This window comes from Pseudarthrobacter sp. efr-133-R2A-89 (assembly GCF_030209315.1).
In the GTDB taxonomy this organism is placed as follows: domain Bacteria; phylum Actinomycetota; class Actinomycetes; order Actinomycetales; family Micrococcaceae; genus Arthrobacter.
The window spans coordinates 74,480-90,107 of the sequence record NZ_JARVSE010000002.1 but is presented as its reverse complement, the minus strand read 5'-3'; the positions used below and the strand labels follow the sequence as shown (position 1 = coordinate 90,107).

Sequence of the window (15,628 nt, the reverse complement as noted above, 5' to 3'; positions counted from 1 at the left end):
GATGCACGGACGGCGCCGGACCCTCCCGGGCCCGGCGCCGTCGTCGTGCGTTGCTGCCCTGCTGCGGGCCTTACTTCAGGTGGTCCACCAGCTGGTCCGCGATGCCGGTGTACTTGCCGGGCGTGAGGGCCAGGAGCCGGGCTTCGGCCTCGGGGGACAGGCCCAGGCCCTGCACGAATTCCTGCATGCGGGCGGCGTCCACGCGGTGGCCGCGGGTGAGGTCCTTCAGCCGTTCGTAGGGGTTCTCCATGCCTTCGACGCCGGCGATCGCCTCGGCGCGCATGACCATCTGGATGGCCTCGCCCAGGACTTCCCAGTTGGTGTCCAGGTCCGCTGCCAGCACGTCCTCGGCAACGTCCAGCCGCTCCAGGCCCTTGGCAACGTTTGAGATGGCGAGCAGGGAGTGGCCGAAAGCGACGCCGATGTTGCGCTGGCTGGATGAGTCGGTGAGGTCGCGCTGCCAGCGGGAGGTGACCAGGGTGGAACCGAGGACGTCCAGCAGGCCGGAGGAGATCTCCAGGTTGGCTTCGGCGTTTTCGAACCGGATGGGGTTGACCTTGTGCGGCATGGTGGAGGAGCCCGTGGCGCCGGCAACGGGGATCTGCGCGAAGTAGCCGATGGAGATGTAGCTCCAGATGTCGGTGCAGACGTTGTGCAGGATCCGGTTGAAGCGGGCCACGTCGGCGTACAGCTCGGCCTGCCAGTCGTGGCTTTCGATCTGGGTGGTCAGCGGGTTCCAGGTGAGGCCCAGCCCCTCAACGAAGGACTTGGACACCTGCTGCCAGTCAGCACCCGGGACGGAGGCTACGTGGGCGGCGTAGGTACCGGTGGCGCCATTGATCTTGCCCAGGTATTCGGTCTTGGCGATCCGGTCCAGCTGGCGGGTCAGGCGGTGCGCGATGACGGCCAGTTCCTTGCCCAAGGTGGTGGGGGTGGCAGGCTGGCCGTGCGTGCGGGAAAGCATGGGAATCGCACGGTTCTCCTCTGCCATCGTGCTGATTTGCGCCACGAGCCTGCGGGCAGCGGGGAGCCACACGTCCTCCACGGCACCCTTCACGCCGAGGGCGTAGGACAGGTTGTTGATGTCCTCGGAGGTGCAGCCGAAGTGGACCATGGCGGTCAGGTTTTCGATGCCGATGGCGGGAAGGCGGCGGCCGATGTAGTACTCCACAGCCTTCACGTCGTGGACCGTGACGGCCTCGATCTCTGCGAGTTCGGCCACCGAGGCGGCGTCGAACTCCGTGACGACAGCGCGGAGCTGCTCCTGCTGTTCCGTGCTCAGCGGGCCGGCGCCGGGGAGGACGTTGTTGCTGGTCAGGTGGATGAGCCATTCCACTTCAACCGCCACGCGGTCCCGGTTGAGCGCTGCCTCGGACAAGTAATCGACCAGGGGCGCGACGGCGGGCTGGTAGCGGCCGTCGAGGGGTCCGAGCGCGATTTTTTCCGGCGACGCGGCGAGGGCCAGGCGTCCTGAGGGCGTACGGGTGTCAGCTGTGGCGGCAGTTTCAGGCATGTGTTGATTCTTTCACGAAGTCGGGCGGCGCCTTAAGCGGGCAGCGCACGTTACTTGTCCACATAGCCGACGGCGGCCCTTATGCGTCGCGGCCGGTGTTCCTAGCGTTGGGGTTGGCAGATGGCGGGGCGGGGAGCTATGAGTCCGGAAGGCAGGCAGGAAAGGGCATGGGGAACGATTTGACGGAGGGGATCTGGGGCAGTGCGCAGCGCACCGGCGGTGAGCTCGAGCAACTGACGGGCCGGATCTCTGGCTGTGAGGACCTGGTTGAACAGGTCCTGGCAGGCATCCGCGATACCCAGTTGCTCAACTGGGAGTCGCCGGCTGGCCGCGCCTACCGGGATGCGGTCTCAGTCCAGGCTGCCGCGTTGCACTCCGCAATCAGGTGGCTCGAGGATGCCAGGCATGCGGTGGGCCGCCGTGCGGGCGAGCAGGTTGCCCTCCTTCCCACCGGTTCGGGGTGGCCGGGATGACCACAGACTTCCCGCCCGGCGCCGAGGGCATAAGGCTGTCCCGCTCCTCGAGGGACGGGGACCTGACGGTGCGCGGCGGGGTCGGCGGTATCAGCGTCCAGCTCGAGGAACTGACAATGGGCGCCCGGAGGATTGACGACCTTGCCGGAGATCTCGTCAGGGCGGAGGCGGAGATGGGTCGTGTCCTGGATAACCTCTGCCTGCTCGACCATCAGCCCCCGTGGTCAGATGCGCCGCACGTGGGGGCTGTCCGGGAAAGCCACTCCCGGCTTCGCACGGTGCGCAGCGGGATGCAGGAGATTGCCGCCCACGTTCGGGCCTGTGTACGTGACTACGCTGACGCCGAGCATTGGGCCGCAGAGGGCCGGCGGATTGGCATCAACTGGTCCAGCGACGCCGGACCTTCCCTCGGACTCATGACCCAGGCCCGCGCCGTGGACCGTTCCGCGATGGAATCGATCATCGTGGGCTTGGGACTTGGGGCACCGGAAGTGCAGAGGCGAATCGAGGATGCACCCTATGCCAGGGACCTGGCCATGAAGCTCTTTGCCGGGAACGCGGTTCCACGGGCCATCTCTGTTCGGCAGGAGGAATCGGTGCAGGTGGACCTTGATACGTCACCTGCCGGTCTCCTGGAACAGATCCGCCTCATCGACGCACGCGGGGCCGGTTTTATCGAGGTCATCCAGGTCGAAAACGGCGGTCAAAAGACGTTCGTCGTCGTGATTCCGGGAACCCAGGCCGCCGGAAAGTACGCCGGCGGTTCAAACCCCTTCGATGAGGCCGGCATCGCCGAGGGAATGCTCTACGACTCCGAGCAGATCAACGCAGCCGTGCTCCAGGCACTGGCTGCCGCCGGGGCCGAACCCGGCGCACCCGTGGTGGCCGTGGGATACAGCCAGGGTGGCATCCACGCCATGAACTTTGCCTCCGACCCGCGGGTTGGGCAGGAATACGACGTGAAGTATGTGCTGACGGCTGGATCGCCGGTGGCAGGAATCAGCGTTGACGATAAGGTCTCGGCCCTGCACCTGGAGCACCAGGCCGATTGGGTCCCGGGCGCGGACGGTGCGGCGAACCCCGAAACCCGCAATCGCGTTACCGTCTCCGTCGACACTCCGCTCCGTGAGGTGGAGGGCGAGGGCGCCCTCGGGCTGGGCCACGGGTTGACCGGCTACGAGGACGGGGCTCGGCTGGTCTCGGCAAGCAGTGATCCTTCGCTCGTCCAGTCCACCGCTGCTTTGGGCAGTGTGTTGGGAGCGGGCGGGGTTGCCACCGCCACACGGTTTTCCTTGACCCGGGCAAAAGCGCCGTCATCCCTGGTTCCCCCTGATGCCCGCGCCAGGGAGCGCCACCTCGGCGGCCGCTAGGTCACGAGATCTGGGCGGCGTGCATCGCGGCATAGGCATCCAGCGGGGCCGGGGCCGGGTCCTGCGGCTGCAGCGGCGGCGGAGCCGCGGGGGCCGGGGCCGCGCCAGGGCACCGGTAGTTGTAGTCGAGATCCCCGTCAGTGAACTGGGTGAGGGCGACCGTGCCGCCGGGCGTGAGGGGAGCGGTCCCGCACAGCTCCTGCGCCGTGGAAGTGGATTCCGCACCCGCCAGCCAGCTCTTGAGCCCGGACAGGTTGCTGCCCGGATTAATGGCGCCGACGATTTCGCCGAATTGATAGGCCGTGGAGTAGATCCCCACCTCCGCGCCCGTACTTTCCAGGTACGCTGCCATGCCTTCCAGTTCCGCGGCGTTGGCGGCCTTGTCCCAGAGCCAGCTGTTTCCGGTTTCGACGTCCAGCCACCAGGTACGCCGCTCTCCGCCGCCCGCCTCCTTCAGGACCACCACGTCATTGAGGGCCATGGCGTATCCATGGACATAGGCGCAGGCCGGGGATGCCGAGCCGTCGCACACTCCGTAGGGGTTTCCCACTTCCTTGCCCTGGTAGGTGTTGCCCGCCGGCCACCACAAGGGTTCCCCCGGCCCGGTGGCGGCGGTGTTCACGTACACCGCCGCCGGAGTTCCTGCGATGGCATCGGAGGTGCGCTCCGCCCAGGCCAGTTGGGCGGACAGGCAGGGATTGACCGTGTCCGGGCGCCCGCCGTTGATCCCCACGACCGCGAAGGCCGGCGGTCCGGGAAGGCCGCCGCCGCATTGGGGCCAGGAGATGTCGTTGCCGAGCGCGGCCCCGTCGGCAGGGGCGGGCCCTGCCGTGACTGCCCCTTGTGCCGGGCCCCCCTGCCAGGCGAACAGCAGGCAGGCGGCAACCAGGATCCTTATGGCCTTCACAGATGGCCCCCGTTCCAGTTACTGACAGCAACGGGCCGCACGGCGGCCCCACTGGCAGCAGCCTAGGAGGCCGGGTCCTGCGGGTCATGGGTGGCCGGTACTGCATTTCCACCGGGGTTCAGCGGGAGCGCACCTGCGGTGTACTTGGTTCGGGGTGTATTCCTACTTGGGCGGGAGGGCCCGGACGGCCGGGGATCAGCGCCGTCCGCCCGGCAGGATGCCCGCCACCATGGAGACCAGGGAGATGATGACGGCGGCCAGCACCGCGGTCCAGAAGAAGGAGTCAATGGTGAGGTGAACGGGGGTGTAACTGCTGATCCATGCTGTCAGGTAGAGCATGGCGGCGTTGATGACGATGGCGAACAGGCCAAGCGTCAGGATGGTGATGGGCAGGGCCAGGAGCCTTACCAGTGGCCGCACAAAGGCGTTGACCACCCCGAAGATGAGGCCGATAAAGAGATAGGCCAGGACAATCCCGATGGTGCCGGTATCCTGCGATATCCCGGACCGGGCCACCGCATCGGACGTCGCGGTGCTTGAGATGTCCATTCCCGGCAGTATCCAACTGGCCACCCAAAGGGCTGCTGCGTTGACGATGACGCGAAGGATGAAGGAACCCATGCCACCATGCTTCCACATGGCCCGGGGCGGCGGCTTGCAGCAGGGCGTGGATTTTCGGGTTTGCCTCCCGGGTGCCCCCGGCAGCCGCGAAGTAGGCTGGAACCATGACCTCATCTGAGACCAGGGCAGGCGGAATAGCGCCGCGCCCGGTGCTGGACCGGCTGCCCCGTTACGCCGCAGGAAAACCGCCCGCCGCCGTCAGCGGACTGGCCAGTTACAAGCTGTCATCAAACGAGAACCCGCTGCCGCCGATCCCTGCGGTGTTGGAGGCCATCGCGCGGCAGGATGACTTCAACCGGTACCCGGATCCCCTGAGCAGCAAGCTGCGGGCAGCACTTGCCGGATTCCTTGGCGTACCGGCCGAGGACATCGTGACGGGCGCGGGAAGCCTGGGGGCCCTGGGCCAGATCCTTGCGGCCTTCGCCGGTCAGAATGAGGACGGCAAAGCCGACGAGGTGATCTATGCCTGGCGGTCCTTTGAGGCCTACCCCATCAGCGTTGGCCTTGCAGGTGCGGAAAGTGTGCGCATCCCTGTGCTCCCGGACGGCCGGCACGACCTGGACGCCATGGCAGCCGCAGTCAGCGCCCGCACCAGGGTCATCCTCCTCTGTACGCCCAACAATCCCACCGGGCCCGCCCTCACGGCAGCCGAGGCTGAGGCTTTCATCCGGTCCGTCCCCGCCGATGTGGTGGTGGTGATCGACGAGGCCTACCAGGAGTTCGTTAGGGCGGTAGGTGCGGTGGACGGGATCGACCTCTACCGCAAATACCCCAATGTCGTCGTGCTCCGGACGTTCTCCAAGGCCCACGGCCTGGCAGGACTCCGGGTCGGCTACAGCGTGTCCCATCCCCAACTGACCCAGTACCTTCGCATCGCGGCAACACCCTTTGCGGTGTCCCAAATTGCGGAGCGCGCGGCAATTGTTTCGCTCGAAAACTATGGCCAGGTTGTGGAAAGGGTACAAAAGCTCGTCGATGAGAGGGACCGTGTCACCGCCGGCCTGCGCGATCTGAGGTGGGATATTCCCGATGCGCAGGGAAACTTCGTGTGGCTGGCCCTTGGCGCCGAAAGTGCTGCGTTTGCGGAGCTGGCCGGGACGCGTGCCCTCTCCGTGCGGGCGTTTCCCGGCGAGGGTGTGAGGGTAAGTATCGGGGAGGTCGAAGCCAACTCGCGTTTCCTCCAGTTGTGTGCCGACTATACAAAGGCACCGGCCAGTTCCTAGCACTTAACAAGTAGCCCTTCCGCTACCTACCGAAGATAAAGTTAGGATCAGTAAGCCAATGTATATGCCGCAAGCGGAATGTATTCCATGTGCGGCATATATCCCAGCGACATTTGCATTGCATCCGGATGCGGCAAGCAAGGAGACGGTATGGGCACTCATCTGCCTTCCACCGAGTTCGACGGAACAGCGGTGGACGACCAGCGCGAAGCTGATGCGGAGGCCGTCTTGGGCGAGCCCGCGGCCCCGATGGTTCAGCTGCTCGGCCCCGATGGAAAGCTGGGCGCCGATCCGGTGTTCAGCAGCTATGCGGACAAGCTCACCCCGGACGCGCTGCGCGGCCTGTACGCCGACATGGCCGCGATCCGCCGGTTCGACGTCGAAGCCACCGCCCTCCAGCGCCAGGGCCAGCTGGCGTTGTGGGTGCCCCTCACCGGCCAGGAAGCTGCTCAGATCGGCTCGGGCCGTGCCAGCCAGCCGCAGGACTACATCTTCCCCACGTACCGTGAGCACGGCGTCGCCCTGACCCGCAACGTGGACCTTGCCGAACTCCTTCGCCAGTTCCGCGGAGTCTCCAACGGCGGCTGGAACCCCAAGGACACCAACTTCCACCTGTATACGCTGGTCCTGGCCGCACAGACCCTCCATGCCGTTGGCTACGCGATGGGAATCCAGCGCGACCAGAAGCTCGCCGCCGCAACCGATGGCGCAGGCAAGGAGCCGGACGCCGCCGTGATCGCCTACTTCGGCGATGGCGCCAGCTCCGAAGGCGACGTCCACGAATCAATGGTGTTCGCCTCCTCCTACAACGCCCCGGTGGTGTTCTTCTGCCAGAACAACCACTGGGCCATCTCCGTGCCCACCAACGTCCAGACCCGGGTCCCGCTCTCCAACCGGGCCAAGGGGTATGGCTTCCCGGGCATCCGGGTGGACGGCAACGACGTGATCGCCGTGCACGCGGTCACCGAGTGGGCGCTGGAGCATGCCCGCCAGGGCAACGGTCCGGTCCTGATCGAGGCCTTCACATACCGGGTGGGAGCGCACACTACCGCCGACGATCCCACCAAGTACCGCCAGTCCGCCGAAGAGGACGCGTGGCGGGCCAAGGATCCGCTGGCGCGGCTGGAGAAGTACCTGCGCGCCGAAGGCCTGGCGGACGACGACTTCTTCGCCAAGGTCAAGGCCGACGGCGACGAGCTCGCCTCCTACGTCCGGCGCACCGCCCACGACCTCCAGGACCCGGACATCCGGCAGGCTTTCGCCAACGTCTATGCCGAGGCGCACCCGCTGGTGGCCGAGGAACTGGCGTGGTTCGAGGAATACAGCGCAGGATTTGCCGGCGGGGACGAGTCCGCCGGGCAGGCAGCAAAGGCAGGCCACTGATGACCACCATGACCATCGCGAAGGCCATCAACGAAGGCCTCCGCGCCACGCTGGCGGCCAACCCCAAGTCGCTCCTGATGGGCGAGGACATCGGCCCCCTCGGCGGTGTCTACCGGGTAACGGACGGCCTGATCGGAGAATTCGGCCCCGACCGGGTCGTGGACACGCCCCTGGCCGAGTCCGGGATCATCGGCACCGCGATAGGCCTGGCCCTGCGCGGGTACAGCCCGGTGTGCGAGATCCAGTTCGACGGCTTCGTCTTCCCCGGCTTCAACCAGATCACCACCCAGCTGGCCAAGATCCATTCGCGCAGCAGCGGCAACCTCAGCGTGCCCGTCGTCATCCGGATCCCCTACGGCGGCGGTATTGGCTCCATCGAGCACCACTCCGAGTCTCCCGAGGCGCTGTTCGCGCATACGGCCGGCCTGCGGATCATCACCCCGTCCAACCCGCATGACGCCTACTGGATGATCCAGCAGGCCGTGGAGTGCAAGGACCCGGTGATCATCTTCGAACCCAAGCGGCGCTATTGGCTCAAGGGCGACGTTGACGTCCAGGCCCCCGGACCCTCCGCAGACCCCTTCAAGGCCCACGTCCTCCGCGAGGGGACCGACGCCACCGTGGTGGCGTACGGCCCCCTGGTGCCGGTTGCCCTGGCGGCCGCGAATGCCGCGGAGGAGGACGGCCGGAGCCTCGAGGTCATCGACCTCCGGTCCATTTCCCCTATCGACTTCGACACCGTCACCGCCTCCGTCCAAAAAACCGGCCGGCTGATCGTGACCCACGAGGCCCCCACATTCGGCGGAATCGGAGGCGAAATTGCCGCCCGGATCAGCGAGCGGGCATTCCACTCCCTCGAGGCGCCGGTGATCCGCGTCGGCGGCTTCCACATGCCCTACCCCGTTGCCAAGGTGGAGGAAGACTACCTTCCGGACATCGACCGCATCCTCGAGGCGCTGGACCGCGCCCTCTCCTACTAGGACACCATGACCCTTAACAAGTTCAACCTGCCCGACGTCGGCGAGGGCCTCACGGAGGCGGAAATCGTCTCCTGGAAGGTCAAGCCGGGCGACGCCGTCGCCATCAATGACGTGATCTGCGAGATCGAAACCGCAAAGTCGATCGTGGAACTGCCGTCCCCCTTTGCCGGGACCGTCAGTGAGCTGCTGGTGGCGGAGGGCGTGACCGTTGACGTCGGCACGGCCATCATCAGCGTCAGCGACGAAGTCTCCGGCGATCCCACTCCTGCCGATGTCCGCGCGCCGGAGGCCCCGGCGCAGCCGCTGTACGGCAAGCTCCCGGTGGACACGGCGGAAGAGCCGACGGCGGCCGGCAGCGGGAGCTCGCCCGCCAATGCTCCCTTGGTGGGTTCCGGACCCAAGGCCGACGCCGTCAAGCGGCGCCCCCGCAAGAACGCACCCGCCGCCTCGGTGACGCTTAACGCTCCTGAGGTTGAGCCGGTGCAGCCGCGGACGCCAGCCGAGGTGACCGGCAGCGAGACTGCCGCCGTGGACAACCGTCCCACTCTGGGCGGCACCATTACGGGCCTGGTCAACCGGGTCCTGGCCAAGCCGCCGGTCCGCAAGATCGCCCGCGACCTCGGCATAGACCTCGCAGATGTGGTGGCCACCGGTTCCCGCGGTGAGGTCACGCGAGAGGACCTGGTCAGCTACCAGGCGCAGCGCGATGCGGAACTGGACAAGGCTGACGGCTTCTGGGGCAAGGCCGGCAAGCCACAGGACCAGCGCATCGAGCGGATCCCGGTCAAGGGTGTCCGCAAGGCCACGGCCAAGGCGATGGTGGAGTCGGCTTTCGCGGCCCCGCACGTCAGCATCTTCGTGGACGTCGACGCCAGCCGCACCATGGAATTCGTCAAGCGGCTCAAGGCTTCCCGCGATTTTGAGGGCATCAGGGTATCCCCGCTCCTCATCCTGGCCAAGGCCGTTATCTGGGCCGCTGCCCGCAACCCCAGCGTGAACGCATCGTGGGTGGACAACGGAGACGGCAGCGCCGAGATCCAGGTCAAGCACTTCATGAACCTGGGTATTGCCGCCGCCACCCCGCGCGGTTTGATGGTGCCGAACATCAAGAACGCCCAGGACCTTTCGCTGAAGGAACTGGCCCTGGCGCTGAACAACCTGGCCACCACCGCCCGGGCAGGCAAAACCCAGCCCGCGGAAATGCAGGGCGGCACGCTCACGGTCACCAACATCGGCGCACTGGGCATCGACACGGGAACGCCCATCATCAACCCGGGCGAGGTGGCTATCGTCGCGTTCGGCACCATCAAGCAAAAGCCGTGGGTCCTGGACGGCGAGGTGATTCCGCGCTGGATCACCACGCTGGGCGGGTCCTTTGACCACCGCGTGGTGGACGGTGACTTGTCAGCCCGCTTCATGGCCGACGTCGCGGCCATCCTGGAAGAGCCCGCGCTCCTCCTGGACTAGGCCGTGCCTGTCAACACTGTGCCCCTGAGGGCGAAGAACCGCGCGGCCACCTGGATCACGGAGGTGTTCCAGCCGCCGGTGGTGGTCAGCATCCAGCTGCTGATCAGCCCGCTGGCCGAGCCGGGGTTTCCGGGAACCATCGGCTACGGCGCACTCGCGGCGTTGTTTGTCTGCGTGCTGCCGCTGATCGTGCTGCTGGTCCTGGTCCGCCTCGGCAAAGTCACTGACCACCACGTGAGCGACCGCAAGCAGCGCGCGCCCGTGCTCCTGATGGCGCTGGCGTGCATCGCCGTCGGACTGCTGGTCCTCGCGGCCGCAGGTGCGCCGCACAGCGTGATTGCCATGGTCCTGGCGGTGGTGGGCGGCGTGGCGGTGTTGGCCGCTGTCAGCCCGTTCTGGAAAATGAGCGGCCATGCCGCCGCCATGTCCTGCGCCGCCGTCGTATCGGTGTTGATGCTCGGTGCCGCCTGGGCACCGCTGCTGGTGCTGGTTCCGGCGGTCTGCTGGTCACGCGTGGTGCTCCGGGCGCATACGCTGGCCCAAGTGGTGGCCGGTGCCATCTTTGGCGGCGTGGTGATGGCCGGGATCTGGTGGCTGCTGCGCGGCTGGCTCGTGGGCTGAATGCCCCTCCCGGGGGCGGGGGAGCGCGGCGTGCGGCCTAGTAGGCGGCGTAGACCGTGAAGGCTTCGAGGACGGCCGGGTCGGCGCTGGTGCCGAGGAAGACGGCGGCGGCCGTCATCAGGCCTCCCAGCAGGGCGGCTGCGCCTGCCCAGGCGCTGAGGAGTTTCCAGTCTTCGCGCAGGACGCTCCGCACGGTCTGCGGCAGCTGCAGTCCGGGGGCGATCAGGTTTGGCGCGCTGTCCAGGCTGCCGTCGTCGAGCAGTGCCACCACCCTGCCGTTGCTGCGGTCCACCCGCATGGAGGAGATGTGGTTCCCGTGGCGGGCCAGGAGGATGTCGTGGCCGACGAGCTGACGGCGCTGCAGAGTAATCAAGGGAGGCCTTTGCTGGAGGTGAATGGACGTGTCCACGCCTTTGGGGGCCTCTCCAATTTTATCGTTGCAGACCGTGCCTGGCCGCCGTTTCAGCGGTGAGAACGGACACCCCCCGCAGCGATGTCCGCCACCACGGGGAGTGTCCGCCGTTACGCCTCAGTCGGCGTCGTAGGTGTTGGCGATGTAGACGTCGCAGGGCGCGTTATGCGCCACGCTGTTGGCCACGCTGCCCAGGACCCGGCCGATTCCGTGCATCCGCCGGTTTCCCACCACGATCATGCGTGCGTCCACACGCAAGGCTTCCTTGATGAGGGCGTCGGCCGGCCGGCCGCGCGCGGCCGAGTATGTCACCGTGATGTCCCGGCCCAGGGATTCCGCCACGGTGCGGGCAACCTGTTCGGCGGCATCGGCGTCGGACACGATCCAGCGGTCGCTGCCGCTGCCGAACACCTCAGTCTTGTCGCTGTCGAACGCGGACACCACGTGCAGCGAGCCGCCCAGCGCCGCCGCCAGGTCCTTTGCCGACTCGGCCGCTTTCTTTGCCGTTGCGCTGCCGTCGACCCCTACAACGATGATTCCACCCATATGCATGCTCCCTTGCTCGGTTTTCGGCACTCGTGAGCCTTACGCTACAGCGCCGCAATCGCTTCCTGAAGCACCGGCGCCAGTCGGCGGACACCCTCCGCGATGGCGTCCGGGGGAACGGCGCTGAAGGCGAGCCGCAGCTTGTTGGACGGCTCGTCCGACGGCGTGAAGGCGGCTCCGGGGATGAAAACCACGCCGGCGTCGATCGCTTTGTGCAGCAGCGGGTAGGTGTCCACGCCCTGGGGCAGCGTTACCCAGACGAAGAATCCGCCCTGCGGGCTGGTCCAGGTGGTTCCGGCCGGCATGTATTCCTCGAGGGCGGCCAGCATGGCCCGGCAGCGTTCAGCGTAGAGGACCCGGTAGGTTTCGATCTGGCCCTTCCAGTCATACTCGCGCAGGTACGCGGACACCAGCATCTGGTTCAGGGCCGGCGGGCAGAGGGTGACGGACTCGGCGGCCAGGTAGTAGCGCCGCTGCAGGTGTTCCGGGACCAAGGCCCAGCCGATCCGCAGGCCCGGGGCGAAGATCTTGGAAAACGAGCCCAGGTAGATCACGTCGTCGGGATTGGCGGCGCGCAGGGGTGCCTGCGGTTCGCCCTCAAAGCGGAGGAGTCCGTAGGGATTGTCCTCAAGCACCAGAATATTCGCCCTGCGGCATATATCCACCACCTGCTGCCTGCGCTCCTTGGCCAGCGTGATGCCGGAGGGGTTGTTGAAGTTAGGGATCGTGTACAGGAACTTGATGCTTTTGCCGGCGAGCTGGAGGGCCGCGATCCGGGCTTCCAGCAGCTCCGGGACCAGGCCGTACTGGTCCATCTCCACCGTTTCCACCTGGACCTGGTAGGCCTCGAACGTGTTGAGCGCCCCGACGTAGGTGGGGTCCTCCACCAGGACGACGTCGCCTGGGTTGCAGAAAAGCTTGGTGGCCACGTCCTGTGCCGACTGCGATCCTGCGGTGATCACCACATTCCGCGGGTTTGCATCCAGGATGCCTTCCGCGGCCATGACCTCGCAGATCTGTTCCCGGAGCTCCTCGGTGCCCTGGCCCGCCCCGTATTGGAGCGCCGTCAATCCGTCGTTGGCGATGATTGCGGCCGCCGTGTCCGCCAGCCGGTCCAGCGGGAGCGACTGCAGGTAGGGGCTGCCGCCGGCCAGCGAGACAAGGCCCGGGCGCAGCGAGATGTCGAAGACATCCCGGACGGCAGACTGGCGGATGTTCGCCGCACGTTCCGAGAAGAGCTCCTCGTGGCGGTGTGCCGAGGTGGCGGCACGCTCGATCGCATCGATGGCCTCCGCGGGCAGCGTGCCGGCGGACGCGTCAAGTGTTTCGTGGGTCACAGAGCCAGAATACAACCAGCTGTTGCTTGAAGGGCAACATCTGTTGATTCCTTATTTACGCTGCGGCGGGATGTGGAACGCCGGAGACGCCGGTGCCCGGCACGCGTGATGCGTACCGGGCACCGCAAGGAGGCCAGGCCGGCCTAGGCTGCCGGGGTGGAAGCGGCCAGCGAGTCGAAGATGCCCTTGATCTGTTCCACGATCTCCGCGTCGTCCTTGGGGTGGACTTCGGCGAAGCGGACCATGGAGCCCGGCACGGCAAGCTTGACGTCTTCCAGGACGCGGGCGCCGGCGATGCCGGCGGCCTTGCGTGCTTCGTCCTGGGCCCAGACGCCGCCGTACTGGCCAAAAGCGGTTCCGACGACGGCGGTCGGCTTGCCTGCCAGCGCGCCGGCACCGAAGGGGCGGGACAGCCAGTCGATGGCGTTCTTCAGTGTTGCGGGAACCGTGCCGTTGTATTCCGGCGTGACCAGCAGGACGGTGTCGGCCTCGGCGGCTGCGGCGCGCAGGGCGGCGGCAGCGGCCGGCACCTCGCCTTCGACGTCGATGTCCTCGTTGTAGAAGGGGATGTTGCCCAGGCTCTCGTGGATTACGACGTCCACCTGCTCCGGTGCGTTGAGCTGGATCGCCTCCGCCAGCTTCTGGTTGGTGGACTCGGCGCGGAGGCTGCCGACGAGGGTCAGTACGGTGCTCTTGGTCATGGGAACTCCTGGCTAGGGGCGCGGCGGGGGCCGCGATCGGTCAGAGGTCAGGCTCAGGGAGCCTTCACCAGACTAAACGGACCGCGGTCCGTTTCTATTCCCTATGGCTACACTGTCTTTGTGAGTTCCATCCCAGTGCGGCCGGGAATGACACCGGTGACGGCCGCGGAACGCAGCGATGCTGCCCGCAACCGGGAGCGCCTGCTGCTCGCTGCCCGCGACCTGATCGAACAGGGGGGCGCGGTGGCGCTCACCATGGACCGCCTGGCGGAACACGCCGGAGTGGGCAAGGGGACGGTCTTCCGGCGTTTTGGGAGCCGTGCAGGACTCATGCTGACGCTGTTGAACGACTCCGAGGCCGCCTTCCAGGCCCGCTTCCTGTTTGGGCCGCCGCCCCTGGGGCCGGGCGCTGCGCCCGTGGACCGGCTGGTTGCTTTTGGTATCGAAAGGATCGCCTACGTCGTCGAGTACGGGGACTTGGTCCTGGCTGCCGGAAACGCCTCCCGGGGCAGGTTTGAAGTTCCGGCGGTGGCCCTCTGGAACCAGCACGTGGAAATGTTGCTGCGCGCTGGTGGTGTTGTGTCCAGGGAACCGGGGCTGCTGGCCGGTTCCCTGACGGCGACCCTCGACCCTGAGCGGCTCCTGCACCTCATCCGTGAACATGGCGTCACGAGCGACCGCCTGGCTGCATCGTGGTCCGAGCTTGTCACACGGGTGGCGGGGTCGGCGTAGATTACGCGGATGAGAGCCCTTTCGTCCAGTCAAGCCAACTTCACAGAACTATTCATAACGATCTGATACGGCCCGCGGTATTTCGGGGGATTACTGCGCTTTCCGGCTGATGGCTTGTGATAGTTTCCTCTGGAATGTGACCCGCAACATAGTCCACCAGGACGTGCCCCAGAGGCGGCGGGAGGCCAGCTATCCGCTGGCCGCAGGTCCCGGGGAGGCCGGCACAACCCGTGCTCGCCCGGGGAAGACGGAAGGATCCAGCAGTGATGGTTGATGTGGGCGGCATGGCATACCAGCGGACACCGGAGTGTTTTTCCATCCACCGCACGGCGGCGCCGCGGAAGAAATAGCGCCCCATGCTCAAATACCTCGCCAAGCGCGGCATTACCTACGTGGTGATGATCTTCCTCACCACGTCCGCTGGCTACTTCCTGGCTGTCAGCTCACTCAAGCCGGCACTCCTCGAGCAGGAACGCATCCCCCGTCCCACCCCCGAACAGGTCGCCAACTCCATGCGGCTCAAGGGCCTGGACCCGGACCTCAGCCCATGGGAGCGCTACGTTGACTGGCTCACCGGCATCATCACCCGCTGGGACTGGGGCCGGAGCCCCAACGGCGCCTACATCAACGCCGAGTTCGGGGACCGCGTCTGGATCTCCACCCGCCTCTTCCTGGCCTCGATCATCCTGACCCTGGTCATCGGCGTCGCCCTGGGCGTGTACTCGGCGGCGCGGCAGTACAAGTTCCAGGACCGGGTCATCACGTCCTACAGCTACCTCGCCTACATCGTGCCCGCACCCATCGCCTACTTCCTGGTGCAGCTGGGTGCGATCAACATCAACGAATCCGTCGGTGACCGGATCTTCTTCGTCACGGGCATCTCAACCCCGGGTGTTGCACCCGGCTGGCCCCAGTTCGCCGACCTGATGGCGCACTACGTGGTGCCCACGGTGGCCATCACCCTCGTGGGCTGGGGCGCCTACCAGATCGCCCAGCGGCAGTACCTGCTGGACAACGTCAACGCCGATTTCGTCCGCACCGCTCGGGCCAAGGGCCTGAGCCGGAACCAGGCCATCGCGCGGCACGCGCTCCGGGTTTCCTTCATCCCGGTGGCCCAGAGCATCGCCTTCACCATCCCGGCCATCTTCGCCGGCGGTTTCTTCGCCGAGAAGATCTTCGCGTGGCCCGGCGTGGGGTCCTGGAGCATCGACGCAATCTCGCTGCAGGACGTCAACGCCGCCACCGCCACGCTCGCTTACGGCTCAGTGATCTTCGCCCTGGGCGCCATCCTGGCGGACTTCGCCACCACGCTTGTCGACCCGAGAGTGCGGGTGCAGTAGCC

16 protein-coding genes are annotated in these 15,628 nt (G+C 66.7%); 9 read left to right on the top strand and 7 right to left on the bottom strand.

What is annotated here, in order from left to right; translation table 11 throughout:
- Window positions 1–70: 70 nt before the first annotated feature.
- Window positions 71–1,513 (bottom strand): adenylosuccinate lyase, encoded by a 1,443-nt coding sequence (purB, locus tag QRM95_RS03175; RefSeq protein ID WP_285246413.1) that lies wholly within the window; start codon window positions 1,511–1,513, stop codon window positions 71–73.
- A 167-nt stretch (window positions 1,514–1,680) separates the two neighbouring features.
- On the opposite strand from purB, the gene QRM95_RS03170 reads away from it, so the two are divergent.
- A complete protein-coding gene (locus QRM95_RS03170) occupies window positions 1,681–1,986 on the top strand; it encodes a hypothetical protein (RefSeq protein ID WP_285246412.1) in 306 nt (101 codons plus the stop codon).
- Window positions 1,983–3,356: a hypothetical protein gene (locus QRM95_RS03165; protein ID WP_285246411.1), complete on the top strand. Its 1,374-nt coding sequence runs from the start codon at window positions 1,983–1,985 to the stop codon at window positions 3,354–3,356. Before QRM95_RS03170 ends, QRM95_RS03165 begins: the two co-directional genes overlap by 4 nt.
- Window position 3,357: 1 nt before the next feature.
- Here QRM95_RS03165 and QRM95_RS03160 read toward each other — a convergent pair whose 3' ends face one another.
- Together QRM95_RS03160 and QRM95_RS03155 are read right to left on the bottom strand one after the other, a co-directional pair.
- Entirely contained in the window at window positions 3,358–4,263 is a 906-nt protein-coding gene (locus QRM95_RS03160; protein WP_285246410.1) for a glycoside hydrolase family 25 domain-containing protein, read from the bottom strand.
- A 195-nt stretch (window positions 4,264–4,458) separates the two neighbouring features.
- Window positions 4,459–4,884 (bottom strand): phage holin family protein, encoded by a 426-nt coding sequence (locus QRM95_RS03155; protein ID WP_285246409.1) that lies wholly within the window; start codon window positions 4,882–4,884, stop codon window positions 4,459–4,461.
- A gap of 104 nt (window positions 4,885–4,988) precedes the next feature.
- Here QRM95_RS03155 and QRM95_RS03150 point away from each other — a divergent pair, with 104 nt between their 5' ends.
- The 5 genes from QRM95_RS03150 (at window position 4,989) to QRM95_RS03130 (ending at window position 10,558) form a co-directional block, all read left to right on the top strand.
- Entirely contained in the window at window positions 4,989–6,107 is a 1,119-nt protein-coding gene (locus tag QRM95_RS03150; RefSeq protein WP_285246408.1) for a histidinol-phosphate transaminase, read from the top strand.
- 150 nt (window positions 6,108–6,257) lie between these two features.
- Entirely contained in the window at window positions 6,258–7,490 is a 1,233-nt protein-coding gene (gene pdhA, locus QRM95_RS03145) for a pyruvate dehydrogenase (acetyl-transferring) E1 component subunit alpha (RefSeq protein ID WP_285246407.1), read from the top strand.
- On the top strand, window positions 7,490–8,470 hold the full coding sequence (locus QRM95_RS03140) for an alpha-ketoacid dehydrogenase subunit beta (protein WP_285246406.1): 981 nt from the start codon (window positions 7,490–7,492) through the stop codon (window positions 8,468–8,470). Before pdhA ends, QRM95_RS03140 begins: the two co-directional genes overlap by 1 nt.
- A gap of 6 nt (window positions 8,471–8,476) precedes the next feature.
- Window positions 8,477–9,937 (top strand): dihydrolipoamide acetyltransferase family protein, encoded by a 1,461-nt coding sequence (locus QRM95_RS03135; protein ID WP_285246405.1) that lies wholly within the window; start codon window positions 8,477–8,479, stop codon window positions 9,935–9,937.
- Between the two features lie 3 nt (window positions 9,938–9,940).
- A complete protein-coding gene (locus tag QRM95_RS03130; RefSeq protein ID WP_285246404.1) occupies window positions 9,941–10,558 on the top strand; it encodes a phosphatase PAP2 family protein in 618 nt (205 codons plus the stop codon).
- A 37-nt stretch (window positions 10,559–10,595) separates the two neighbouring features.
- On the opposite strand, the gene QRM95_RS03125 is transcribed toward QRM95_RS03130, so the two are convergent.
- From QRM95_RS03125 to QRM95_RS03110, 4 genes are all read right to left on the bottom strand, one after another.
- On the bottom strand, window positions 10,596–10,931 hold the full coding sequence (locus QRM95_RS03125; RefSeq protein ID WP_285246403.1) for a hypothetical protein: 336 nt from the start codon (window positions 10,929–10,931) through the stop codon (window positions 10,596–10,598).
- Window positions 10,932–11,087: 156 nt separating this feature from the next.
- Window positions 11,088–11,516 carry a universal stress protein gene (locus tag QRM95_RS03120; protein WP_285246931.1) on the bottom strand — a complete coding sequence of 143 codons (429 nt, stop codon included), beginning with the start codon at window positions 11,514–11,516 and terminating at the stop codon, window positions 11,088–11,090.
- A 44-nt stretch (window positions 11,517–11,560) separates the two neighbouring features.
- A complete protein-coding gene (locus tag QRM95_RS03115) occupies window positions 11,561–12,853 on the bottom strand; it encodes an aminotransferase-like domain-containing protein (RefSeq protein ID WP_285246402.1) in 1,293 nt (430 codons plus the stop codon).
- 143 nt (window positions 12,854–12,996) lie between these two features.
- On the bottom strand, window positions 12,997–13,554 hold the full coding sequence (locus QRM95_RS03110) for an NAD(P)H-dependent oxidoreductase (RefSeq protein WP_285246401.1): 558 nt from the start codon (window positions 13,552–13,554) through the stop codon (window positions 12,997–12,999).
- Window positions 13,555–13,674: 120 nt separating this feature from the next.
- On the opposite strand from QRM95_RS03110, the gene QRM95_RS03105 reads away from it, so the two are divergent.
- Window positions 13,675–14,286, top strand: coding sequence for a TetR/AcrR family transcriptional regulator (locus QRM95_RS03105; RefSeq protein ID WP_502934926.1), 612 nt, complete (start codon window positions 13,675–13,677; stop codon window positions 14,284–14,286).
- Window positions 14,287–14,642: 356 nt separating this feature from the next.
- Window positions 14,643–15,626, top strand: coding sequence for an ABC transporter permease (locus tag QRM95_RS03100; protein ID WP_018763683.1), 984 nt, complete (start codon window positions 14,643–14,645; stop codon window positions 15,624–15,626).
- Window positions 15,627–15,628 lie beyond the last annotated feature (2 nt).

Excerpts from the sequence above, each read along its gene's own strand:
- purB (WP_285246413.1), bottom strand. The coding sequence starts at position 1,513 with ATGCCTGAAACTGCCGCCACAGCTGACACCCGTACGCCCTCAGGACGC.
- QRM95_RS03170 (WP_285246412.1), top strand. The coding sequence starts at position 1,681 with ATGGGGAACGATTTGACGGAGGGGATCTGGGGCAGTGCGCAGCGCACC.
- QRM95_RS03165 (WP_285246411.1), top strand. The coding sequence starts at position 1,983 with ATGACCACAGACTTCCCGCCCGGCGCCGAGGGCATAAGGCTGTCCCGC.
- QRM95_RS03155 (WP_285246409.1), bottom strand. The coding sequence starts at position 4,884 with ATGGGTTCCTTCATCCTTCGCGTCATCGTCAACGCAGCAGCCCTTTGG.
- QRM95_RS03150 (WP_285246408.1), top strand. The coding sequence starts at position 4,989 with ATGACCTCATCTGAGACCAGGGCAGGCGGAATAGCGCCGCGCCCGGTG.
- pdhA (WP_285246407.1), top strand. The coding sequence starts at position 6,258 with ATGGGCACTCATCTGCCTTCCACCGAGTTCGACGGAACAGCGGTGGAC.
- QRM95_RS03140 (WP_285246406.1), top strand. The coding sequence starts at position 7,490 with ATGACCACCATGACCATCGCGAAGGCCATCAACGAAGGCCTCCGCGCC.
- QRM95_RS03135 (WP_285246405.1), top strand. The coding sequence starts at position 8,477 with ATGACCCTTAACAAGTTCAACCTGCCCGACGTCGGCGAGGGCCTCACG.
- QRM95_RS03120 (WP_285246931.1), bottom strand. The coding sequence starts at position 11,516 with ATGGGTGGAATCATCGTTGTAGGGGTCGACGGCAGCGCAACGGCAAAG.
- QRM95_RS03110 (WP_285246401.1), bottom strand. The coding sequence starts at position 13,554 with ATGACCAAGAGCACCGTACTGACCCTCGTCGGCAGCCTCCGCGCCGAG.
- QRM95_RS03100 (WP_018763683.1), top strand. The coding sequence starts at position 14,643 with ATGCTCAAATACCTCGCCAAGCGCGGCATTACCTACGTGGTGATGATC.